The following is a 22,079-nucleotide window of genomic DNA, read 5'->3' on the forward strand; positions in this document are numbered from 1 at the left end:
TCCTCCTTGCCGCCACATTAGTTGTTTCCTGCCCGACCCAGCGACGCGCCGACAGGCTCCCTGGCACTGTGGCGGAGGTCTCAGCACAGCGGATACAGATGTGTATCCGGATACAGTACTGTATCTGAGTGTCCTCGTTCCTCTACCGTCTGGGCCGCGCGGCCTTTCGGCACCGCCTGCGGGTGATGCTGGCCTGGCTGGCCGTGCTGGTCGTGGCCGGCCTCGGCGCGGCCGGCCTCGGCAAGAGCTTCGACAACTCGTTCAGCCTTCCGGGTACGTCGTCCCAGCAGGCGCTCGACCAGTTGGAGCGCACCTTCCCGCAGGTCAGCGGCACCTCCGTGCAGGTGATCTTCGTCGCGCCGTCGGGGGAGTCGGTACGCGACCAGCGGGAACGCCGCGCGATCGACGACGCGTTGCGGGCCTACCGGAAGATCGATCAGGTCGACACCGTCGCCTCGCCGTTCGACCAACACATCGACGGCGCCATCGCGCCCCAGAACCGGGCGGCGCTGATCTCGGTGCAACTGGCGGCCGACCGTGGCGCGGTCAAGCAGTCAACCCTTGGCGACATCACCCGGGTGACCGGCGAACTCCGGCGTGCGGTGCCGGGGTCGCAGGTCTCCGCCGGCGGGGATGCCTTCGCCATGAACAGTGTGTCGATCAGTCCGACAGAGGTCGTCGGCGTGGTCATCGCACTGGTGGTGTTGACGATCACCCTCGGATCGTTCGTCGCGGCCGGCATGCCGCTGTTGAACGCCATCCTCGGCGTGATGATCACGATGGCCGGCATCTTCGCCGCCACCGGCCTGGCCAAGGTCAACTCCTCGACGCCGATGCTTGCCCTCATGCTCGGCCTCGCGGTCGGCATCGACTACGCACTGTTCATCGTCTCCCGACATCGTGATCAACTTCGCGACGGGATGGAGGCGGAGGAATCGGCGGCGCGCTCGGTCGCCACCGCCGGATCGGCCGTGGTGTTCGCCGGGCTGACCGTGATGATCGCCCTGGCCGGACTTGCCGTCGCCGGGATCCCCTTCCTGACCACCATGGGAATCGCGGCCGCCGTAGGAGTCGCGATCGCCGTCTGTATCGCGCTCACCCTGTTGCCGGCATCGCTCGGATTCTTCGGCGACCGGCTCCGTCCCAAGCAACCGACGACGAAGCGGAACCGACGGCCCGGCGGATTCTTTCGCGGGTGGGTCAAGGTCGCCACCCGGTTCCCGGTCATCACCATTCTGGTGATCGTCGCCGGCCTGGGCGCACTCGCACTGCCGGCCCGCGGCCTGGAACTCGCTCTGCCGGACAACGGGTCCGCGGCGGCCGGCACACCGGCCCGGGTCAACTACGACCTGGTCGCCAGGTACTACGGGCCCGGCTACAACGCGCCGTTGATCGTCACCGCCGACATCGTCGGCTCCGATGATCCGCTCGGCGTGATGGACGACCTGAAGGAGCAGATCGAAGCCCTGCCCGGGGTGGCCAGTGTGCCGCTGGCCACACCGAACGCCGATGCCGATACCGGGATCGTCAGGGTGGTGCCGAGTTCGAGCGGCACCTCGGCCCAGACCAAGGAACTCGTGCAACGGATCCGTGATCTTGGCCCGGCCTTCGAACGCGAACACGGTACGCCGATCGCCGTCACCGGAACGACGGCGATCCAGATCGACGTCAGTGATCAACTCGGCCACGCACTGCTGCCGTTCGGCATCCTGGTCGTCGGACTGTCCCTGGTGCTGTTGACCATGGTCTTCCGGTCGATCGTCGTGCCGATCAAGGCCACCGTCGGCTACCTGCTCAGCGTCGGCGCCTCCTTCGGCATGGTCGCCCTGGTCTTCCAGCATGGCTTCCTGGCCGGCCCGCTCAACGTTGATCAACAAGGTCCCGTGCTGAGCTTCCTGCCGATCATCCTGATGGGCATCCTCTTCGGCCTCGCCATGGACTACGAGGTGTTCCTCGTCTCCCGGATCCGGGAGGACTACGTACACAACGGTCGCGACCCGAGGTCCGCGATCCGGACCGGTTTCACCAGCTCCGCCCGGGTCGTCACCGCGGCCGCGGTGATCATGTTCTCGGTCTTCGCCGCGTTCATCCCGGAGGGTGATGCGACGATCAAGTCGATCGCCGTCGGTCTGGCAACCGGTGTCTTCGTCGACGCGTTCATCGTTCGGATGACGCTGGTGCCTGCGGTGTTGGCGTTGCTCGGACGGCACGCCTGGCGGCTGCCTGGATGGATCGACCGCCGACTGCCGAGCTTCGACGTCGAGGGCGAGGGACTGGTGCACATGGTGGACCTGCGGGACTGGCCCGAACCGGGCAGCACCGGCCTGCTGCACGCCGAGGAACTCACCGTACGCGCCGGTTACGGCGCCCGTGAACGGCTGATCGTCGGCAGTACCCAGGTCTCGCTGCAACCGGGTGAGGTCCTGGTCGTCGACGGTGATCCGGAGGCGGCCACCAGCCTGCTGTGGGTGCTGTCCGGCCGGATGCGGGCGTTCTCCGGCAGGTTGAAGACGGTCGGCATGGTGCTGCCGGAGCAGGCCGGCAGCGTACGCCGCCGAACCCGGCTGATCGACCTGGCCGCACCGGCACTGGCGACGTCACAGGAGCGCGTCCGAGCGCTGGTCGCGGCCCGGGACAGCGACGCCGTCCTGATCATGATCGATCACCTGGACCGGATCGCACCGGGCGCGGAGAGTGCCGCACTGGCGGAACTCGTGCACGACGCCGTCAGCAACGGTCGCGGCCTTGTGCTGAGCGCCGACGCCGTGGACCGGGTCGAGGCGCTGCTGCCCGGGCAGTACCTGCATCTCACTCTGCCCACCGTCGGAAGGCCGGCCGCCCGGCCGGCGACCGTCGGCGCCTGATCACCAAGAAACACCACATGATCACACATAGCGGACAAGGCCGGAGACCGACTCGATGATCAATCTGGAGCGCACCACCGGAAGCCGCCGAGTCGGCTGGATCTCCCTGCTCGGCGCACTGCTGGTGCCGATCATGTTGGCCGGAGGATTCCTCGCCGCGACCTGGGACTCGTCCTCGCGCTGGGACAAGGTCCAGGCCGCGATCGTGAACACCGACAAGCCGGTGACCATCAACGGGCAGACCGTACCGCTGGGCCGCCAACTCGCCTCAGGTCTGGTCAAAGGCGGCGACGACGGCCCGGCGGATGATCACGGCAGGCAGAACTTCGACTGGGTGATCAGTGACGCCGGGGATGCTTCCGACGGGCTGGGTGACGGCCGGTATGCCGCCGTGGTGACGATCCCGGCGAACTTCTCCAGGGCAGCGACCTCGTACTCACACAACAAGGGCGACCGGGCTGAGCAGGCGACCCTCGACGTGCAGACCTCGAAGGTCTCCGGTGTCACCGACGCGGCGATCGCCCAGGCCATCTCCAGCGCCGCGGTGAGTTCGCTGAACAACCAGCTGACCAAGCAGTACCTGGACAACCTGTATCTGGGTTTCAACCAGACCCAGCAGGGCGTCAGGAAGTCGGCCGACGGTGCCTCGTCGGTCTCGGACGGCGTCGACCGGCTGAGCGACGGCATCGGCAGGTCGGCGACGGGCGCCAGGCAGCTGACCTCCGGTTTGGATCAGCTCAGTGACGGCACCGGCCAACTGTCCGACGGCATTGCTCAGACCGACACCGGAGCCGCCGGCCTGGCCGACGGGATCTCCGGATTGCACGACGGAATCGCCCGGACCAATACCGGCGTCGCGGCACTCGACGCGGGCGTCGGCAAGCTTGCCGACGGCATGGACAGCTACACCGACGGCGTGCGGACCTACGCCGAAGGCGTGAAGAAGTACACCAACGGCGTGGGGCGGTTGACCGACAGCCTCGCCCCGTACGCCACCGGCGTGGGCAGCTACGTCGACGGCGTTGATCAGTACTCCTCCGGGGTCGATCGATATGTCGACGGTGTCGACCAGTACGTCACCGGTGTGGGCTCCATTGCGGAGGCGGTGGGCAAGGGTGTGAGCGACGGTGCGACGCCGGACGTGTGCCGACCCGAAATGACCGACACCGAGTGCCAGTACTTCATCGCCGGCATGCAGCAGGGTGCCGCGGCCACCGCGAGTGGAATCACGACGCAGGCTGCGTCGGCCGCTGATCGACTCACGTCGAGTTCCCGACGGATCACCGGCGGCGGTGATCGACTCACCCGCAGCGGCAAGGTGATCAGCAGAGGCTCTGAGCAGCTGTCCACCGCCGCCGGCTCGATCGGCGACGCCGGTGATCAACTCGCCACCGGTGCAACCGGCCTGTCCGGGGGAGCGAAGAAGATCAACAAGGGCCTCGCCGGACTGCACGACGCCACCGGCAAGTTGGCCGGTGGCACCCAGAAACTGCAGAAGGCAGCCGCCCAGCTCGACACCGGCGCACAACAACTTGCGGTCGGTATCGGCCAGTTGGACGACGCCGGTAAGCAGTTGGCCGCCGGGACCACGCAGTCGGTCACCGGCGCCGACCAACTGAGCGACGGGCTGTCCCGACTGCACGACGGCGCCGAGCAACTCGCCGACGGTGCCGACCAACTGGCGTCCGGGTTGACCAAGGCCGCGGACCAGATCCCTACCTACTCCGGCTCCGACCGCAAGCAGTTGTCCGACGTCGCCAGCGCGCCTGTCACCGGCGATCAGCCCGACGGTCTTTTCGCCAACGCGACGACGACAACGCTGCTGCTGGCGCTGGCACTGTGGATCGGTGGCCTGGCCACCTATCTGATCGTTCGCGCCGTCAGTTCGGAGGCGTTCGGCTCGCAGAAGTCGTCGCTGCTGCTGGCACTGGAGGGCGTGGCACCCGGCGTGATCATCGGTGCCGTGCAGGCGGTGCTCCTGTCGATCATGCTCTCGGTGATGCTCGACCTCTCCGTCGGACGTGGTCTTGGTCTGTTGACCTTCTCGACGTTCGCGGCGGTCACCTTCGCCGTCCTCAACCAGGCGCTGGTCGGCTGGCTCGGTGGCATCGGACGATTCGTCTCCCTGGCCGTGGTGGTGATGGCTGCAGCGGGATCCCTGACCAACGCCGTACCGGGCTTCTTCGCCGGCGTCCGGCCCTATCTGCCCATCACGCCGGCCTTGGACGGCGTACGGATGATCGTCACCGGCCACACCGCAGCCGGGCACCAGGTCGCCGTGTTGGTGGGCTGGTTGGTCATCGGTTTCCTGGCCTCGCTGCTGGCCGTCGCGCGACGCCGCGTCGCCACGACAACCTCACTCGGACCGGCGCGAACCACCTGATCCGGCCCGTGCGGACCTTTGTCACAGCCGCGCGGACCGATGTCACTGCGGCCGAGCGCTGGGGCATCCAGAGTTGCCTCCAGTGCCGCACCAGCGGCACGGTAGGCAAGGGAGATCCGATGAGTACCAACAGCGACCCCATCGCCCGCGTGTCAGTGCTGAGCACGGGTTCGGTTGCGATCCGGCCGGAACATGTCGGTCCAACCAAGCTGAACACCTACGTCTGGCTGGCGACATCGCGCCGCTGGACCGCGCCGCGACCGATCAACGTCTATGTCGTCGAGCACCGCGACGGACTGGTGCTCTTCGACACGGGACAGGACCGAGCCTCGGTGACCGACCCGGACTACTTTCCGACCGGTCCCACCGGGCTTGTCTACTCGCATCTGGCCAGGTTCGCGGTGCCGCAGGACCAGACGCTGACCGCCGGGCTCGCGCGACTGGACCACGACGTGGCCGATGTCGACGTCGCCGTGATCTCGCACCTGCACCAGGAGGACCACATCGGTGGACTCGCCGAAGTCGGGCACGCCGAGCTGCTGGTCAGCCGCGCCGAATGGCAGTCACTGTCGACCCCGTTCGCGGCGGCCCGCGGCCTGATGCGCAATCACATCGACCTGCCGGGTCTCCGGTGGCGGCACCCTGACATCGAACCGCTCGCCGATCCGATGATCACGCCGTTCACCCACGGGCACGATCTCTTCGGCGACGGCAGCCTGGTGCTGTTGCCAACGCCCGGTCACACACCCGGCTCGTTGTCGATGCTGGTACGTCGACCCGGCCAGACACCACTGCTCATGGTCGGCGACCTGACCTACGACGACCAACTGCTGGCCGCCGGACAACTTCCGGGAGTGGGCCACAAACACCAGATGCGCCGGGCGACCGCACTGGTGAACCAGTTGCGCAGCACCTTGCCCGGACTCGTCGTCCTTCCGGCCCACGACCCCACCGCCGCGCAGCGGCTGCGAGACGCCCAGGAGCATCAGCCATGCAGTTGCGCAACGTCGTGACGATCAACCGGTCACCGGCACAGGTCTTCGCCTTTCTCACCCACTTCGAGAACCTGCCCTTGTGGAACTACGCCATCACCGAGACCCGGCGGGTCGGCAGCGGCCTGGTCGGGCTCGGCGCGCGCTACAGCCAGACCCGGACCATTCCGCGACCCGCCACCGAGAGCTTCGAGGTCATCGAGTTCGACCCGGACCGGAGCGTGGCCATCCGTGGGACTCTCGGGGCTTTCGAGGCACTCAGCCGGTATCAGCTCCGGGGGAGTGCGGACGCCACCGTGCTCACCTCGACCATGCATCTCGAATCCTCCGGGCTGCTCCGGCTGGCCGACTCCCTCGCCATGCCTCGGATCCGGGCCGCCGTCGCCGACAACCTGCAACAGCTCAAGGCTCAGTTGGAGGCCGGCCCGGCAACGCGGCCAAGGCCTCCGGGGCAAGCAGGCGGACACCGCCCGGTTCGGCCGTGACCAAGCCGTCCGAGCGCAAGTCGGCCAGCACGCGGGCGACGACTTCGCGAACGCTTCCGACGGCATCGGCAAGATGTTGATGGCTCGCACTGACCAGAAGCGTGTCGCCCTGTTGGTCGTCGGCAGCCAGGTCGAGGAGATGCCGACCCAGCCGTCGGCGTACCGGCCAGAAGGCGTTCATCGCCAGCTCCTGGAGCAGGCTGTCGACGCGGGCGGCGAGCTCATCGGCCAGCCAGATGCCGACCCGCGGGTCCTGCCGGGCGATCTGGGTGAGCACGCCGGGCCGGGTGGCCACAGCGACCGCGTCGGTAACGGCCTGGACGAACACCGGTGCCGGCCCCGAGACGATGACCGGTACGCCCAGCACGTCGCCGCGTCGGGTGTACCGGACGGTCACCTGACGTCCTCCTTCGGAGACCATCGACACCCGGACCAGCCCGTCGACCACCAGGTGCAAACCTGCTGTCTCACCCGGCCGGTACAGGACTCCGCCGGCGGCGGCGCGGATCACGGTGTGGCCGTCGAGCAACCGCGTGAGCACTTCGGGCGGCAACCGGACCAGCGGTCCCGACGCCGCTGCGCTCCGGACGTCGATCACCGTCGAAGCATGACACGGCCGGGTTGTTCCCGGTCAGGAGCGTGGCAGGACTGTCAACACCCGTTCGATGTGTACCCGGAACTCCTGCATGAAGTCCCGCAGGAATGCCGCGGTCGAGTCGTCGGTGACCTCACCCGCTTCGGTGAAGACCCCCGGCGCGAACTGGATGTACGCCTCGGGCGCCGTCATCTGTCGCGCGTTGCAGAAGCTGAGCACCGCGCGGAGGCTCTGCTGGGCCACGGCCGTCCCGATCTGTCCCGGCGAGGCGCCGATCACCGCAGCCGGCACATGGTCGAAGGAATTCCGTCCCCAGGGCCGCGACGCCCAGTCGATGGCGTTCTTCAGCGCCCCCGGAATGGACCGGTTGTACTCCGGAGTGACGAAGAGCACGGCATCCGAGCCATCGATCGCCTCCTTGAGTGCCCGGGCCTCGGGCGGGTAGTCGTTGTCGAAGTCCTGGCTGTACAACGGCAGATTTCCGATCGGTATCTCCGTGAAATCCAGGTCCGGAGGCGCCAGGTTGATCAGCGCACGGCTGAGAATCCGATTGACCGAAGTCGATGACAGGCTGCCGATGAAGTAGCCGACCTTGTAGGCGCACATCGTTCCTCCTCGGGCACGAGATGCCGGTGCGGCACCTGAGGAACCCAGCAAAACACGGGTGGACACCGCGGGCAATCGCCACGTCCCTCCGCCGTGTGCCAGCGGGCCCGCGCGATGGCAATAGGGTGTCTTCTACCGGCTGTAGAACAGGAGGACCCGATGCCCCGCGACCGTGGCCAGCTCGAGGCGGACGTGATGCGTCAGCTCTGGGCCGCCGACCAGCCGCGGACCGCCAAGCAGATCCAGGCGGGATTCGGGCCGGACGCTCCGGCGATCACCACCGTCCTCACTGTGCTGGACCGCCTGCGTCGCAAGGGTCTTGTGCACCGGTCCGACGCCCGGACCAACATCACCTTCCGCGCCGCGCAGTCGGAATCGGATCGCGCCGTTGAGTCGATGCTGCAGTCGCTGCAGGAGACCGGCGACCGGCGGGCGGTGTTGCTGCGTTTCGCCGGCGACCTGGACAGTTCGGATGCCGAGGTACTGCGCCGGGCGCTCGAGGGCCGGACCCGTCGCCGTTCGGGAGCAGGTCGATCCGGTGGGAGTGGATCCGGTGCGGGTGGATCCGGTGCGGGTGTTTCGGGGACCGACACATGATCATCGCGCTGGTCCTGGCGGCGTACGCCCTGGTCAGTCTGCTGGTGGGGCCGCAGATCCTGACCCGCGGCGACTGGCGTATCTTCCGCCCTCGGCTCTGCCTCAGTCTGTGGTACGCGGTCTTCCTTTCCGGCGTCCTGGCGGCCGTCGGATCGGGAGGGATCGGCATCTGGCTCGGCTGGCGGATCCAGGTCGAACAGTCCTACAGTGCCGATCTGCTCGCCTCGACCTTCGGCTTCCGACCGACTCCGGGGATCGACACCGTCGTCCGGGTCACCGGCATCGTGCTGGGCTGGACGACCCTGGCGGTGGCCGGCGCCGTGATCAGTCTGGTCGCCACCAGGGCACGCGAGTTGATCGGCGACCAGCGCCGGCTGCGGGCCGACCTGGGCGCCGTGATCGCGAGGTCCGGTTACCGGCGGGAGCAGATCGACGGGCTCTCGGTGACCTATGTCGCAGGCCGCAGGTCGGTGGCCTGCAGCCTGGGCGGGCGGACCGCGGAAGTGATCGTCTCGGCCGATCTCGACCTGAGGCTGTCGTCCGGGGAGCTGCGCGCGATCATCGAACACGAGCGGGCGCATCTGCGCAGCATCCACCTGCTGGTGTCCCGCCTGGCGATGCTCAACCGGGCCTGTTTCCCGCAGATCCGGGCCGCCCGGCAACTGACCCGGGCAACCGCGCTGCTGATCGAGCTGATCGCCGACGACGCGGCCGTCCGCCGGTGCGGCCGGGCCGACCTGATCTCCGCGCTGTCCAAGCTGGCCAACCACTCCGAGACCGGCGGGGACGACGTCCTCGCGCTTCGCGCCGAGCGGCTGGCGCTGGCCGCCTAGCTCACCGACTGCTGCTGCAACTCGCGTATCCGATCGAGCACGCCCGGGATGGCTGCCTCGACAGCGGCCAGCGTGTCCTCGAAACCCTCCGGTCCGCCGTACCACGGATCGGGCACGCCCGAACCCGGCTGTGCGTCCGGGTCGAACTCGGTCAGCAGCGCCATCCGGCCTTCGTCCAATGCGCTATCCACGTCGCCGAGGCGTCGCATCCGCTCGATGTGCAGCGGCTCCATCGCGATAACCAGATCGGCGCCGTCGATCTCCTCGGCGGTGATCTGGTGGGCCACGTGGTCACCGTCGCGATAGCCGTACTGCCGGAGCACCGCTGCGGCCCGCGGATCCATCGGCCGGCCGAGTTCCTCGGTGCTGGTGGCCGCGCTGCTGAACCGAACGTCCGACAGCCCGACTGCGGACGCCCGCTGCTCGGCGACTCGCTCGGCGATGGGCGATCGACAGATGTTGCCCCAACAGACGAACACGACTTCGACGTCGGGCTTGACCGGCTCGCCCGTGGTCACCGGCGAACCCGGTTCTCGTCACGGTCGCGGAGGAACGTGTTCAACAGCCAACTGACCACGGAGACGATCAGGGCGCCGAGCACCGCGGTCCAGAAGCCGCCGACGTGCCAGCCGAGGTCGAACTGGCCGGCGAGCCACGATGTCAGCATCAACAACAATGCGTTGATCACCAGCAGGAACAAGCCGAGGGTGAGCAGCAGGATCGGCAGCGTGACGAGTTTGAAGATCGGCTTCACGATGGCGTTGACGACACCGAAGATCAGGGCGACCACCAGCATTACCAGGACCTTCCGGCCGGTACCGGACGCGGTCAACGTAATGCCGCTCAGCAACCACGTCGCGACCGCAAGGGCCGCGGCATTGGCGAGCAGTCGCACAATCCATCTCATGACACCGATGGTGCCACGTCGGACCCAGCGGCGGCATCGGTGAGACACCTGATCCCGCCGTCAGGCTTCCGGGTCGGCGGCGTAGGTTCTCCGATCATGGAATACGTACGACTGGGAAACACCGGCCTGCAGGTATCGCCGATCTGCGCCGGCTGCATGTCCTGGGGTGATCCGAACAAGGGACGTCCCTGGACGCTCACCGAGGACGAGGCACGTCCGCTGATCAAGCAGGCGATCGAGGCCGGCGTCAACTTCTTCGACACCGCCAACGTGTACGCCGCCGGCAGCAGCGAGGAGATCACCGGCCGGGCGATGAAGGACTTCGGGAACCGGGACAACATCGTTCTGGCCACCAAGGTGCACGGCCGGATGAGCGATGGCCCGAACGGTCAGGGATTGTCCCGCAAGGCGATCCTGCAGGAGATCGACAACTCGTTGCGTCGGCTGGGCACCGACTACGTCGACCTCTACCAGATCCATCGCTTCGATCCGAACGTGCCCATCGAGGAGACGATGGAGGCCCTGCACGACGTCGTCACGGCAGGCAAGGCGCGCTACATCGGCGCGTCATCCATGTACGCCTGGCAGTTCAGCAAGGCGCAGTACGTGGCGATGATCAACGGCTGGACCCCGTTCGTGAGCATGCAGAACCACTACAACCTTCTCGCCCGCGAGGAGGAGCGGGAGATGCTGCCGCTGTGTGAGGATCTCGGAGTCGGCGTGATCCCGTGGAGCCCACTGGCGAGGGGCCGGTTGACCCGGCCGTGGGAGGAGACCACGAAGCGGTCGGAGACCGACACCTTCGGCCAGAATCTCTACCAGGACAGCGATCGGCAGATCGTCCAAGCGGTGCTGGACGTGGCGAACGCGCGGGGCGTACCGGCGGCCCAGGTGGCACTGGCGTGGGTCAACTCCAACCCGGTGGTCACCGCACCGATCGTCGGAATGAGCAGGCCGCAGCACCTCGCCGACGCCATCGCATCACTCGACCTCGAGCTGACCGATGAGGAGATCACACAGCTGGAGGCGGCGTACACCCCGCGCTATCCGGCGGAGCTGCCCCGCTGATCATCAGCGGATCCTTCGGCGGGCTCGCGCTAGGTCGGTCCCGCACCGGTAACTCGGTCCCGCACCGGCAACTCGGTCCCGCACCGGCAGCTCGGTCCCGCACTGGCTGCAACGGGTGCGGGGTCGAGCAAGCGGTGCGGCGCCGAGCAGGTGGTGCGCGGTTGAGCAAGCGGTGCGGTGCGGGTCGGTAAGGGACGGTCCGTACGGGCGGTCGGTCCCGCACCGGCAACTCAGTCCCGCACCGGCAGCTCGGTCCCGCACCGGCTGCAACGGGTGCGCGGTCGAGCAAGCGGTGCGGCGCCGAGCAGGTAGTGCGCGGTTGAGCAAGCGGTGCGGGAGCGGTCGGTAGGCGGTCCGTACGGGGCGGTCGGTCGGTCGGTCCCGCACCGGTAACTCGGTCCCGCACCGGCAGCTCGGTCCCGCACCGGCTGCAACGGGTGCGCGGTCGAGCAAGCGGTGCGGCACCGAGCAGGTGGTGCGCGGTCGAGTAAGTGGTGCGACGCGGACCACGTGGTGCGCGATCGAGTATCCGGTGCGGGAACGGTGGTGCGGCCTCGATCACCCGGTCTCGCGCCCGGTTCTCGCGCCGGTCTGGCGCCCGGTCTCACAACTGGTCTCACACGTTGTCGCGCTCGGCGCCGATCGTTGTGTCCGGTCCATGTCCGGTCTTCACCACGGTCGCGTCGGGCAGCGTGAGCAGCTTGGTCCGGATTGACTCCAGGATCTGGTCGTGATCGGAGAAGCTGCGTCCGGTCGCCCCGGGACCGCCCTCGAAGAGGGTGTCGCCGGTGAAGACCACCCCCGCCGGGTAGCCCGGGAACTCCTCGGCGTAGAAGCACACCGAACCCGGCGTGTGCCCGGGTGTGTGGATCACGCGAAGATCAACGTCGGCGATCGGGATCACTTGGTGATCATGCAGGCTGCCGGACGGTGGCGCCCGGTGGGTGAGTCGCCACACCGGGAGATCGTCCGGGTGCAACAACACCCGGGCATCCGTGGCCAGGCCGAGATCCGGCGCGTACCGTACGTGATCATCGTGGCCGTGGGTGCACAGGATGGCGATCACCCTCCGGTTCGCGATCACCTCGAGGATCTCGGTGACGTCGTGAGGCGCGTCGATCACCACGCATTCGGCATCGTCGCCGACGACCCAGATGTTGTTCTCGACGTCGAACGTCTGCCCGTCCAGGGTGAAGGTGCCACTGGCGACCGCATGATCGATTCGGGCATCGCCGTGCGGGCCGAAGTCGGGATCCTCGTCAGATTCCGACTCGACCTCGAACTCGGCATCCCACTCGCTCATTTACCCATCACCACGACCGACCGGAGCACCTGACCGGAGGCCATCGTCGCGAAGGCCGCCTCGACCTCACCGATGCCGATCTCTTCGCTGACGAACTCGTCCAGCGGCAATCGTCCCTGCAGATACAGGTCGATCAACATCGGGAAGTCCCGTTCCGGCAAGCAGTCGCCGTACCAGCTGGACTTCAGCGAGCCGCCGCGACCGAACAGGTCGAGCAGCGGCATCTCCAGGGTCATCTCCGGCGTCGGTACGCCGACCAGCACGACGGTCCCGGCCAGGTCACGGGCGTAGAACGCCTGTTTCCAGGTCTCCGGCCGGCCGACGGCGTCGATCGCAACGTCGGTGCCGAACCCGCCGGTCAGTTCGGCGATCGCCGGGACCGGGTCGGTGTTCCGCGAGTTGATCACATGCGTCGCGCCGAGCGTCCTGGCCTGCTCGAGCTTCCGGTCATCGATGTCGACCGCGATGATCTTGCTTGCCCCGGCGAGTCGGGCACCGGCGACAGCCGCACCGCCGACGCCGCCGCAACCGAACACGGCGACCGTGTCACCGCGGGTCACGTTGCCGGTGTTGATCGCCGCACCGAGGCCGGCCATGATGCCGCAGCCGAGGAGACCGGCTGCTGCCGGCCGGGCGGCCGGATCGACCTTCGTACATTGCCCGGCCGCGACCAGGGTCTTGTCGGCGAAGGCACCGATGCCCAGTGCAGGAGACAGCTCCGTGCCGTCGGCCAAGGCCATCTTCTGATCGGCGTTGAAGGTAGCGAAGCAGTACCAGGGACGGCCACGCTTGCACGCCCGGCAGGTGCCACAGACCGCTCGCCAGTTCAAGATCACGTAGTCACCGGGGGCGACCTCGGTGACACCGTCGCCGACCGATTCCACGACACCGGCCGCCTCATGGCCGAGCAGGTACGGATAGTCCTCGCCGATGCCGCCCTCGCGGTAGTGCAGGTCGGTGTGACAGACGCCGCAGGCCTGGATCTCGACGACAGCCTCCCCGGGTCCGGGATCGGGGATGATGATCGGCACCAGTTCGACCGGCGCACCCTTGGCTCGCGAGATCACACCGTTCACCTGCTGCGGCATGGCTGCCCCTTCACGTCGATGGAGTCGTGCGGTCCGTACCGAGCATCGTAGAAGGAAGCTTCTGTCCCGGACAGACCCACACCCCGCATGAGCGAGCCTTGGGCGTCGATCCGCAAGAATGGGTCCCGATGTCACAGACGACTGCCACAAACCACCGCCCCAACATCGTGCTGATCCACTGTCACGACCTGGGCCGCCATCTCGGTGCCTACGGCGCCGCTGCCGTCAGCTCGCCGAACCTGGACGACTTCGCGGCCGACGCAGTGCTGGCCGACCAGATGTTCTGCCCCGCGCCGCAGTGCAGCCCGTCCCGGTCCAGCCTGTTCACCGGCCGGTGGCCGCACAGCAACGGCGTGCTCGGCCTGACCCACGACGGCTTCGACTGGGACCTGCATGCCGATGAGCGGCATCTGGCCTCCTGGCTTTCAGCAGCCGGCTATCGCACCGAACTGGTCGGGATGCATCACGAGTCCAAGACCGGCCCCGCCGACCAGGTCGCCGAGCGGCTCGGCTTCGACCGGGTCGACACCGGTGGACTGGCTGATGTGATCGTCGCCAAGTCCGACGACGCCCTCGCTCGCCTGGCCGGAGCCGAACAGCCGTTCTACGTCCAGATCGGTTTCACCGAACCGCACCGGATGTCCGGCGACCGGGATGCGCCCGGCGTCATGGGATTTCTCGGCAACCACGTCGAGCCTGACTCGAGCAAGGGCATCCAGGTGCCCGGCTGGCTGGTCGACGACGAACCGGCGCGGCAGGAGGTCGCCGAACTGCAGGGAGCGATCCGGCTGATGGACGATGCCGTCGGGCGGGTGCTGCAGACCATCGACCGGCTCGGCCTGACCGACAACACGATCACGATCTTCACCACCGACCACGGTCTTGCGCTGCCGCGGGCCAAGTGCTCGCTCTACGACCCCGGCCTGGGGATCGCCTTCGCCGTCCGTTGGCCGGCCGGCGGTTGGACCGGAGGCGTACGCCTGGATCAATTGCTCGTGAATCTTGATGTCGTACCGACCCTGCTGGACGCGGCCGGAATCGGCACCCACGGCGCCGACCTGCAGGGACGGAGTTTTGCGCCGCTGCTTTCCGGGCGGCCGGAGTCGTACGACGCGCGGCATGCGGTCTTCGCCGAGATGACCTACCACGACTACTACGACCCGCGCCGGTCGATCCGTACCGACCGGTACAAGCTGATCATGAACTTCAGCTCGGCACCGACCTTCATGGATCCGAGCCAGTCCTGGAACCGCCGGTGCACCCCCGTCGTCTCGCCCAACGGCAACATCGGCTCCCACCCGGCCGTCGAGTTGTACGACCTGGAGGCAGATCCGTACGAACTGAATGATCTCGGGCTGGATCCCGACCACGCGGAGGTCCGGGCTCAGTTGCTGGCCGACCTGGCCGACTGGATGGCATCGACCGACGATCCGCTGCTCGACGGAGCTGTCACCAGTCCGGCACACGCCAACGCGGTCGGCTTCCTGCGGCTGCCGCCGGGTGGGCGCTCGCGATAGCGAGGGTTCGGGGGCGACCCGGACCCCCGGGTCGGTTCGGTCCGCGGACTTCTTCCGGGGCGGTTGCTCCGCGGGCTCCGCAACCACAGCGGTTGCTCCGCGGCTCCACAATCGCCGATAGACCTCACGTATGGGATTGATCGTGGAATCCAATAGGTGGGCGAATCGTCGGTAAAACGATGAATGAGTTCCGACGGATGTCGGATAGGGTAGTAACCCGGCTGCGAAGAAACTCTTCGCACCAAGGCTTCCGGGATCCCAGTTGACCTCAACCCGCGTTGAGCTTGCACACTGGCCACGGCCCCGCCGTCATTGCCGGTCGGTCCGTGCAAGCGGACTCGCGCAACGCGGTCCGACCAGCGACGTCAGGTGGGTCCTGTGAGCCTCAAAGAGCGCGCCACCGCACTGCTCTCCGCCCCTGAATCACCGAGGTATGCCCCATGTCCGCCGATTTATCGGCACCGACGTCAACGGCGTCACCACAGAAGGACCTCCCGAACACCGACCAGGAGCCGGCCACTGCCAATCGGCTGCTGACCGCCCTCGACCGTCCTGCGGCGATCCTGCCGCCGCCAGCGCCCAAACCGGGTAAGGACGGCAACCCCAGACCCCGCCGCTCGTACGAGTCGCTGCTGCGGATGCGCAGCTACATGACGCCGTACCTCGGCCGGTTCGTCTCCATGTTCATCTTCGGCGCGCTCAGCGTCGCTGCGACCATCGTCGTCCCGCTGGTCACCAAGGCGGTCATCGACGGCCCGGTCACCCACTCCGACCATCGTGGGCTGTGGACGCTCGGCGCGGCGGCGGTGGGTCTTGGCGTCGTCGAAGCGATCGTGATCTTCCTGCGTCGGTGGCTGGTCTCCAAGGCCACCCTGGGCGTCGAGTACGACATCCGGATCGACCTGTACGCCAAGCTCCAGCGGCTGCCGATGCCCTTCCACGATCGTTGGGAATCCGGGCAGTTGCTCTCCCGGATCATGAGCGACCTGTCCACCATCCGCCGCTTCCTGAGCTTCGGCCTGCTGTTCCTGTTCCTGAACTCCGGGCAGATCATCGTCGTGACGATCATCCTGCTCAACCTGTACTGGCCGCTCGGAGTCGTGGTACTGATCTCGATCGCGCCCATCGTCTGGCTCTGCTTCAAGGTCAACCGGCGGTACGTGCGGCTCTCCCGCAGGATCCAGGACGAGACCGGTGACGTCGCCTCGACCATCGAGGAGGGTGCACACGGTCTGCGCGTCATCAAGTCCTTCGGCCGGGCCGACTACATCTTCTCCAAGTTCGACAAGCGCAGCGTCCAGCTGTACGACACTTCGATGCAGAAGGTGCGACTGCAGGCGCAGTTCTGGACCTTCCTCGAGGTGATCCCGAACGCGACCCTGGTCGTCGTGCTCGCCCTCGGCGCCTACGCCGCCGGCCACGAACTGGTCACCCTGGGCACCCTGGTCGCCTTCAGCACCCTGATGACCTCGCTGACCATGCCGATCGCCACCCTCGGTATGCAGATCTCCCAGGCGCAGGAGGCGATGACGGCCTCCGACCGGCTGGCCGAGATCTTCGACACCGAGATCGAGATCGCCGATGGCCCAGCCGAGCTGAACCAGCCGGTCCGTGGCCACCTCCGGCTGGAAGGCGTCGGCTTCACCTTCCCGAAGGCCGAGGGCCCGGTCCTGCACGACGTCAACCTCGACATTGCGCCGGGCGAGACGGTCGCCGTGGTCGGGGCAACCGGCTCCGGCAAGACCATCCTGACCGGTCTGGTGCCGCGGTTGTACGACGTCAGCGACGGACGGATCACCATCGACGGCCTCGACATCCGCGACATGCGACTCAAGGACCTCCGCCAGGTCGTCGCGACAGCGTTCGAGGAGCCGACGCTGTTCTCGATGTCCGCCCGGGAGAACCTCACCCTCGGCCGGCCCGACGCGACCGAGAGCGAGATCGACGAGGCGATCGACGTCGCCCAGGCCCACTTCGTCTACGACCTGCCCTGGGGCCTCGACACCAGGATCGGTGAGCAGGGCATGAGCCTGTCCGGCGGACAGCGCCAGCGGCTCGCCCTGGCCCGCGCGGTGCTGACCAAGCCGGCCGTGTTGGTCCTGGACGACACCCTGTCGGCGCTGGACATCCACACCGAGGCGCTCGTCGAGCAAGCACTGAAGCGAGTGCTGGCCGGCGTCACCGGCATCGTTGTCGCGCACCGGGCGTCCACAGTGCTGCTGGCCGATCGGGTCGCGATGCTGTCCGGCGGCACCATCACCCACGTCGGCTCGCACACCGAACTGCTGGATACCGTTCCGGAATACCGCGAACTGCTCAGCGCCGACTTCAACCCGCAGGACGAGTTCGATCTGCTCGAGGAGGTCGCCCGATGAGCGCGCCGGTCCAGACCAAGAACGAGTCACGCCGCAAGGCCCGGACCGCCAAGCCGGGCCTGCCCCGGCTCGGTGGCCTCGCCGAACGCGTTGCCGAGGCCGAGGACAATGTCAAGGAGTGGCGCGGGGTCGGAGCTGAGGACAGCTCCGAGCTGAGCGCCCGGGGCAGCGTCTTCCTCAAACACCGCAGCCGTCGACTGTTGGGCAACCTGCTGGCCCCGCACAAGTTCACCGTCGGGGTGATGATCGCGGTCGTCGTGATGGAGAACGCCGCCCGGCTGGCCATCCCGTTCCTGGTCAGCCTCGGCATCGACCGCGGCGTGCCACCGATCATGAAGAACGGCAGCATCCACACCCTGGTGATGATCGTGCTGGCGATGCTGGTGACGATCATCGTCCAGGGCGCCAGCCGGATCGCCTTCCAGTGGATGTCCGGGAGGGTCGGACAGGACGTCCTTCTCGAGGTACGTCGCCGGGTGTTCAAGCACTTCCAGAAGTTGGATGTGAAGTTCCATGACCGGTACACGTCCGGCCGGGTGGTGTCCCGGCTGACCAGCGATGTCGAAGCCATCCAGGAGATGCTGAACGGCGGCTTCGACAGCCTGATCCGCGCCGTCCTCATCCTGGTCGGCGTCGGCGTGATGTTGTTGACGATGGACCTCAAACTCGGCATCGTCTGCCTGCTGAGCTTCCCGATCCTGATGCTGCTGGTCCGCTGGTTCTCGGTGAACTCCTCCAAGACATACCGGAAGGTCCGGGAGTTCTCGGCGATGGTGATCGTGCAGTTCGTTGAGACGATGACCGGCATCCGCGCGGTCCAGGCGTACCGCCGCGAGCCGCGCAACGCCGAGATCTTCGAGGATCTTTCCGGTAGCTACCGCGACGTCAACACCACCGCGTTCCGGCTGGTCGCCCTGTTCATGCCGGGCGTCAAGCTGATCGGCAACATCACCATCGGCATCGTCGTCCTGTACGGCGGCTACCGGGCGCTCGAGGGTGATCTGACGATCGGCGTACTGACCGCCTTCCTGCTCTACCTGCGGATGTTCTTCGATCCGATGCAGGACATCAGCCAGTTCTACAACCTTTTCCAGTCCGCCTCGGCGGCGCTGGAGAAGCTGTCCGGCGTCCTGGAGGAGCGGCCGACCGTCGTCGAGCCGACCAAGCCGACCCCGATCGACCGGGCCGGTGGCCGCGTCGAGTTCGAGCACGTCGACTTCGCCTATGTGGAGGATCGACCGGTCCTGCCCGATCTTGACCTGACCATTCCGGAGGGGCAGACGGTCGCCCTGGTCGGCACCACCGGCGCTGGGAAGACGACCATCGCGAAGATGATCTCCCGGTTCTACGATCCGACCGGCGGCCGGATCACCCTGGACGGCATCGATCTGCGGGACCTGTCGGACGACGATCTGCGCCGCAACGTCGTCATGGTCACCCAGGAGAACTTCATGTTCGACGGGACGATCGCCGACAACATCCTCTTCGGAAAGCCGTCGGCGTCCCGCCAGGAGGTCATCGACGCCGCCAAGGCGGTGGGTGCGCACGAGTTCATCTCGGCGCTGCCCCAGGGTTATGACACCGACGTGGAGAAGCGTGGTGGCCGGTTGTCTGCCGGGCAACGGCAGCTGGTCGCGTTCGCGCGGGCATTCCTGGCCGATCCGGCGGTGCTGATCCTTGACGAGGCCACCTCCAGCCTGGACATTCCCAGCGAGCGACTGGTGCAGCAGGCGCTGCAGACGATCCTGGCCAGTCGGACCGCGGTGATCATCGCCCACCGGCTGAGCACGGTCGAGATCGCAGACCGGGTGCTGGTCCTGGAACACGGCCGGATCATCGAGGACGGCAGCCCGGCGGAACTGATGCACGCCCAAGGTGGCCGCTACGCGGCTCTCCACGACGCCTGGGAAGAATCCCTGGCCTGACCTCAACCCGCGAGGCTGGCCAGGTCCAACAGCCACCAGCCCCGATCGTGCGGCGTCATGCCGACGATCGGGGTTTTGTGGTTCCATCGACCTGTGGCTGTCGTGGTGCAGGTGAACTTCGTCGTCGCGGATCTCGAACGTAGCCGGGACTTCTACCAGCGGCTGGGCTTCAGCTTCCGCAGCCGGAGTCGGCTCGGGGTCGACGCCGTCGAGGCCTGGGTCGCGGACAACGGCGGCGTGACCGTTGTGCTGCACTCACCGGAGTTCGCTCGCTGGTGGGATGCCGCCACACCCGGACCGACATCCGGCGGACCGCAGATCGATCTCGAACTCGAATCGGCCGATGCCCTGCAGGCTGTCGTGGACGACCTGCACACCGCCGGCGGCACGATCGGCAAGGAGCCGACCGATATGACCTGGGGCCAGCGTTTCGCGATCGTCGTCGATCCCGACGGCTACCGGATCGGACTCAAGGCTCCGTCGCCGAAGGGGGCGCCACCGGGCTCACAGACGGAGTCCCCGCCGGCGTCGCAGCCCCAGTCGCAGCCCGACTGATCCTGTCGGGTTCTTTCAAGACGTACGCTCCCGGCCGTGCTTGGCTGTCTGCATGACCGAAGCACAATCTGATGCAACTCAAACCAAGACAGCTCAATCCGAGGACGCCGCACCGGTGGCCGCTGTTGCGATGTTCACCATTGACTGCGAAGATCCGAAGCCGCTGCTGGACTTCTACTCCAAGTTCCTGGGGATGACCATCGCCTACCAGGACGAGAATGTGGGAATGCTGACCGGAGAAGCGGGTCCGGCCATCGGATTCGGCAAGGTGGACAACTTCCATCCTCCGGCCTGGCCGGACGAAGCCAGCGACAAGCAGTTCCACCTCGATCTCAAGGTGGCTGACATCGACGCGGCTGCCAGGGCGGCGGTCGAACTCGGTGCGACTCAGCCCAAGCACCAGCCGGGGGAGACCTGGCGGGTGCTGCTCGACCCGGCCGGTCATCCGTTCTGCCTCACCCTGTGGCAGGCCTGACCAGCACTGCCGACTGCCGGTGATCGCCCGATCGATCCGGCATCATTGAAGCCCGCGCGATCGATCCCGCGCGTGATCAGGCAGGGGTGAAGCCGGCGACCGACCCGATGACGACGGTCGCCGGCGCCCCCAGGCCGGCCTCTGCCGCGCGGGCGGCGATGTCGGTCAGTGTGCCGCGCTCGGTACGCATCGAGGACATTGTTCCGTCGGCGACGACGGCCGCCGGTGTCGCCGGATCCAGGCCGTAACCGATCAGCGCGTCGGTGATCACCGCCAGGTTCGCCATGCCCATCATGATCACCAGAGTGAGTCCGGACTGTGCCAGTGCCTCCCAGTTCACCGTGGACCGCCGGTCGCTCGGCGGGACGTGTCCGGTGACCACGGTGAATCCCTGGGAGAGTTGACGATGGGTCAGCGGGATGCCGGCGGCGGCAGGGGCGGCGCTGGCGGACGTGACGCCGGGAATGATCGTCACCGGAATGCCGGCTGCCGCGCAGGCCTGCCATTCCTCCCCGCCGCGGCCGAAGATGAAACTGTCGCCACCCTTGAAGCGGACGACGGTGTTTCCCTTGAGCGCGCGATCGACCAGTAACTCCTCGATGGTTCGCTGGGCGACGCCCGGGCCACGCGGGATCTTGCCGACGTCGATGATCTCCGCCTCCGGTCTGGCGTGAGCCAGCGCAGACAGCGGCGCAAGGCGGTCGGCAGCGATCACGTCGGCGTTCCTGATCGCGTCGAGTCCGGCGACCGTGAGCAGCCCCGGATCACCGGGCCCACCACCGACCAGGATCACCCGGCCGGCCCGTTGTCGATCCTGACCTCCGGCACCGGGCTCGAGCCGCACTGCGGCGAGGTTCGCCGCCGCCGCCAGAGCCAGCACGTGATCATCATCGCGTTGATCACCGGAGCAAGCTACGACCAGAGCAGCTCCGTCGATCGAATCCGCCACCGGCCGGTCGGTGATCAACTCCAGCCGGCCACGATCGGCCAGGTCTTGGATCGCCGGTCCGACCCCGTCCGCGACCACCCGCACCAGCGCGCCGGCCTCGAGCAGGGCCGTCACCACTGTCGGCACCAGCGGGCCGGCACCGATCAGCACGACCTGCCGGTCGCCCACCTCAATGCCACGCCAGGAACCCACGCCATCTCCACGGGTTGATCGAACCTCCCGCTCCGGCGGGATCAGTGTCATTCTCCCGTACCGCTGGCCACTCGCTCGCCGGTGTCCATCCGCGAAGGTTTTCGCACAATGGTCGATACTTGCGGTTGCTGATTTTCGCCGCCGGCCCCGCGTTGAGGAAGGCCATGAGGTGTGATCGTGCGGGCAGCCGACAGATCAAGCGTTGATCTGGGTGCGATCACCATATGACCTAGTCAGATCGGGTTAATCGGTCCGGTCCAGCGGCCCATCCACCGGGATATGCAACAATCCGGTAGCGAAGTCGTCACTGAATCGTTGCATGCGGTTGACAACGTGCGACGCCGGGATCATCCTTGGTCGAGTCGCCGGA

The 22,079-nt window shown here is 67.3% G+C and carries 19 protein-coding genes and 1 pseudogene; 12 read left to right on the forward strand and 8 right to left on the reverse strand.

The genetic code is table 11. The features are described from left to right. The first annotated feature begins 128 nt into the window (after positions 1-128). From GJV80_RS19500 to GJV80_RS19515, 4 genes are all read left to right on the forward strand, one after another. A complete protein-coding gene (locus GJV80_RS19500; protein ID WP_230207864.1) occupies positions 129-2,864 on the forward strand; it encodes an MMPL family transporter in 2,736 nt (911 codons plus the stop codon). 55 nt (positions 2,865-2,919) lie between these two features. Beyond that, positions 2,920-5,247: a YhgE/Pip domain-containing protein gene (locus GJV80_RS19505; protein WP_154689326.1), complete on the forward strand. Its 2,328-nt coding sequence runs from the start codon at positions 2,920-2,922 to the stop codon at positions 5,245-5,247. Between the two features lie 119 nt (positions 5,248-5,366). After that, positions 5,367-6,260 carry an N-acyl homoserine lactonase family protein gene (locus GJV80_RS19510; RefSeq protein ID WP_154689327.1) on the forward strand — a complete coding sequence of 298 codons (894 nt, stop codon included), beginning with the start codon at positions 5,367-5,369 and terminating at the stop codon, positions 6,258-6,260. Further along, positions 6,239-6,724, forward strand: a complete 486-nt coding sequence (locus GJV80_RS19515) for an SRPBCC family protein (protein WP_154689328.1) — start codon at positions 6,239-6,241, stop codon at positions 6,722-6,724. The genes GJV80_RS19510 and GJV80_RS19515 overlap by 22 nt, the downstream gene beginning before the upstream one ends. Here the strand turns inward: GJV80_RS19515 and GJV80_RS19520 are convergent. Further along, positions 6,642-7,322 carry a Crp/Fnr family transcriptional regulator gene (locus GJV80_RS19520; RefSeq protein WP_154689329.1) on the reverse strand — a complete coding sequence of 227 codons (681 nt, stop codon included), beginning with the start codon at positions 7,320-7,322 and terminating at the stop codon, positions 6,642-6,644. The genes GJV80_RS19515 and GJV80_RS19520 overlap by 83 nt on opposite strands. 33 nt (positions 7,323-7,355) lie before the next feature. Further along, positions 7,356-7,925: an NADPH-dependent FMN reductase gene (locus GJV80_RS19525; protein WP_154689330.1), complete on the reverse strand. Its 570-nt coding sequence runs from the start codon at positions 7,923-7,925 to the stop codon at positions 7,356-7,358. 159 nt (positions 7,926-8,084) lie between these two features. Here GJV80_RS19525 and GJV80_RS19530 point away from each other — a divergent pair, with 159 nt between their 5' ends. Next, positions 8,085-8,522 (forward strand): BlaI/MecI/CopY family transcriptional regulator, encoded by a 438-nt coding sequence (locus GJV80_RS19530; RefSeq protein WP_154689331.1) that lies wholly within the window; start codon positions 8,085-8,087, stop codon positions 8,520-8,522. After that, positions 8,519-9,355 carry a M56 family metallopeptidase gene (locus tag GJV80_RS19535; RefSeq protein ID WP_154689332.1) on the forward strand — a complete coding sequence of 279 codons (837 nt, stop codon included), beginning with the start codon at positions 8,519-8,521 and terminating at the stop codon, positions 9,353-9,355. The genes GJV80_RS19530 and GJV80_RS19535 overlap by 4 nt, the downstream gene beginning before the upstream one ends. Here GJV80_RS19535 and GJV80_RS19540 read toward each other — a convergent pair. Both GJV80_RS19540 and GJV80_RS19545 read right to left on the reverse strand, forming a co-directional pair. Then, positions 9,352-9,834 (reverse strand): low molecular weight protein-tyrosine-phosphatase, encoded by a 483-nt coding sequence (locus tag GJV80_RS19540; RefSeq protein ID WP_255455591.1) that lies wholly within the window; start codon positions 9,832-9,834, stop codon positions 9,352-9,354. The two genes, GJV80_RS19535 and GJV80_RS19540, sit on opposite strands and share 4 nt — an antisense overlap. Before the next feature lie 35 nt (positions 9,835-9,869). Continuing rightward, on the reverse strand, positions 9,870-10,262 hold the full coding sequence (locus GJV80_RS19545; RefSeq protein ID WP_154689334.1) for a phage holin family protein: 393 nt from the start codon (positions 10,260-10,262) through the stop codon (positions 9,870-9,872). 96 nt (positions 10,263-10,358) lie between these two features. Here GJV80_RS19545 and GJV80_RS19550 point away from each other — a divergent pair, with 96 nt between their 5' ends. Then, positions 10,359-11,330, forward strand: coding sequence for an aldo/keto reductase (locus GJV80_RS19550; RefSeq protein WP_154689335.1), 972 nt, complete (start codon positions 10,359-10,361; stop codon positions 11,328-11,330). Positions 11,331-11,946: 616 nt separating this feature from the next. Here the strand turns inward: GJV80_RS19550 and GJV80_RS19555 are convergent. Both GJV80_RS19555 and GJV80_RS19560 read right to left on the reverse strand, forming a co-directional pair. Beyond that, entirely contained in the window at positions 11,947-12,633 is a 687-nt protein-coding gene (locus tag GJV80_RS19555) for an MBL fold metallo-hydrolase (protein WP_154689336.1), read from the reverse strand. Then, positions 12,630-13,721 carry an S-(hydroxymethyl)mycothiol dehydrogenase gene (locus GJV80_RS19560; RefSeq protein WP_154689337.1) on the reverse strand — a complete coding sequence of 364 codons (1,092 nt, stop codon included), beginning with the start codon at positions 13,719-13,721 and terminating at the stop codon, positions 12,630-12,632. Before GJV80_RS19560 ends, GJV80_RS19555 begins: the two co-directional genes overlap by 4 nt. Before the next feature lie 128 nt (positions 13,722-13,849). Here GJV80_RS19560 and GJV80_RS19565 point away from each other — a divergent pair, with 128 nt between their 5' ends. The 5 genes from GJV80_RS19565 (at position 13,850) to GJV80_RS19585 (ending at position 20,568) form a co-directional block, all read left to right on the forward strand. Continuing rightward, positions 13,850-15,238 (forward strand): sulfatase, encoded by a 1,389-nt coding sequence (locus GJV80_RS19565; protein ID WP_154689338.1) that lies wholly within the window; start codon positions 13,850-13,852, stop codon positions 15,236-15,238. 440 nt (positions 15,239-15,678) lie between these two features. Continuing rightward, positions 15,679-17,613 (forward strand): ABC transporter ATP-binding protein, encoded by a 1,935-nt coding sequence (locus tag GJV80_RS19570; protein ID WP_154689339.1) that lies wholly within the window; start codon positions 15,679-15,681, stop codon positions 17,611-17,613. After that, positions 17,610-19,538 carry an ABC transporter ATP-binding protein gene (locus GJV80_RS19575; protein ID WP_154689340.1) on the forward strand — a complete coding sequence of 643 codons (1,929 nt, stop codon included), beginning with the start codon at positions 17,610-17,612 and terminating at the stop codon, positions 19,536-19,538. The genes GJV80_RS19570 and GJV80_RS19575 overlap by 4 nt, the downstream gene beginning before the upstream one ends. Before the next feature lie 93 nt (positions 19,539-19,631). Then, complete coding sequence (locus GJV80_RS19580; protein ID WP_195909024.1) at positions 19,632-20,093, forward strand: VOC family protein; 462 nt, start codon at positions 19,632-19,634, stop codon at positions 20,091-20,093. A gap of 52 nt (positions 20,094-20,145) precedes the next feature. Next, entirely contained in the window at positions 20,146-20,568 is a 423-nt protein-coding gene (locus tag GJV80_RS19585; RefSeq protein WP_154689342.1) for a VOC family protein, read from the forward strand. 76 nt (positions 20,569-20,644) lie between these two features. Here GJV80_RS19585 and cobA read toward each other — a convergent pair whose 3' ends face one another. Together cobA and GJV80_RS24310 are read right to left on the reverse strand one after the other, a co-directional pair. Further along, positions 20,645-21,412, reverse strand: coding sequence for a uroporphyrinogen-III C-methyltransferase (cobA, locus tag GJV80_RS24305; protein ID WP_370518866.1), 768 nt, complete (start codon positions 21,410-21,412; stop codon positions 20,645-20,647). A 21-nt stretch (positions 21,413-21,433) separates the two neighbouring features. Then, positions 21,434-21,760 (reverse strand): annotated as a pseudogene (locus GJV80_RS24310) (NAD(P)-dependent oxidoreductase); the annotation flags it as partial. Positions 21,761-22,079 lie beyond the last annotated feature (319 nt).

The sequence above is a fragment of the Microlunatus sp. Gsoil 973 genome (assembly GCF_009707365.1).
Taxonomy (GTDB): domain Bacteria; phylum Actinomycetota; class Actinomycetes; order Propionibacteriales; family Propionibacteriaceae; genus Microlunatus.

Coding starts and splice junctions, on each gene's coding strand:
- GJV80_RS19525 (WP_154689330.1), bottom strand. CDS start 7,925: ATGTGCGCCTACAAGGTCGGCTACTTCATCGGCAGCCTGTCATCGACT.
- GJV80_RS19515 (WP_154689328.1), top strand. CDS start 6,239: ATGCAGTTGCGCAACGTCGTGACGATCAACCGGTCACCGGCACAGGTC.
- GJV80_RS19560 (WP_154689337.1), bottom strand. CDS start 13,721: ATGCCGCAGCAGGTGAACGGTGTGATCTCGCGAGCCAAGGGTGCGCCG.
- GJV80_RS19555 (WP_154689336.1), bottom strand. CDS start 12,633: ATGAGCGAGTGGGATGCCGAGTTCGAGGTCGAGTCGGAATCTGACGAG.
- GJV80_RS19570 (WP_154689339.1), top strand. CDS start 15,679: ATGTCCGCCGATTTATCGGCACCGACGTCAACGGCGTCACCACAGAAG.
- GJV80_RS19505 (WP_154689326.1), top strand. CDS start 2,920: ATGATCAATCTGGAGCGCACCACCGGAAGCCGCCGAGTCGGCTGGATC.
- GJV80_RS19565 (WP_154689338.1), top strand. CDS start 13,850: ATGTCACAGACGACTGCCACAAACCACCGCCCCAACATCGTGCTGATC.
- GJV80_RS19585 (WP_154689342.1), top strand. CDS start 20,146: ATGACCGAAGCACAATCTGATGCAACTCAAACCAAGACAGCTCAATCC.
- GJV80_RS19575 (WP_154689340.1), top strand. CDS start 17,610: ATGAGCGCGCCGGTCCAGACCAAGAACGAGTCACGCCGCAAGGCCCGG.
- GJV80_RS19530 (WP_154689331.1), top strand. CDS start 8,085: ATGCCCCGCGACCGTGGCCAGCTCGAGGCGGACGTGATGCGTCAGCTC.
- GJV80_RS19545 (WP_154689334.1), bottom strand. CDS start 10,262: ATGAGATGGATTGTGCGACTGCTCGCCAATGCCGCGGCCCTTGCGGTC.
- GJV80_RS19550 (WP_154689335.1), top strand. CDS start 10,359: ATGGAATACGTACGACTGGGAAACACCGGCCTGCAGGTATCGCCGATC.
- GJV80_RS19535 (WP_154689332.1), top strand. CDS start 8,519: ATGATCATCGCGCTGGTCCTGGCGGCGTACGCCCTGGTCAGTCTGCTG.
- GJV80_RS19510 (WP_154689327.1), top strand. CDS start 5,367: ATGAGTACCAACAGCGACCCCATCGCCCGCGTGTCAGTGCTGAGCACG.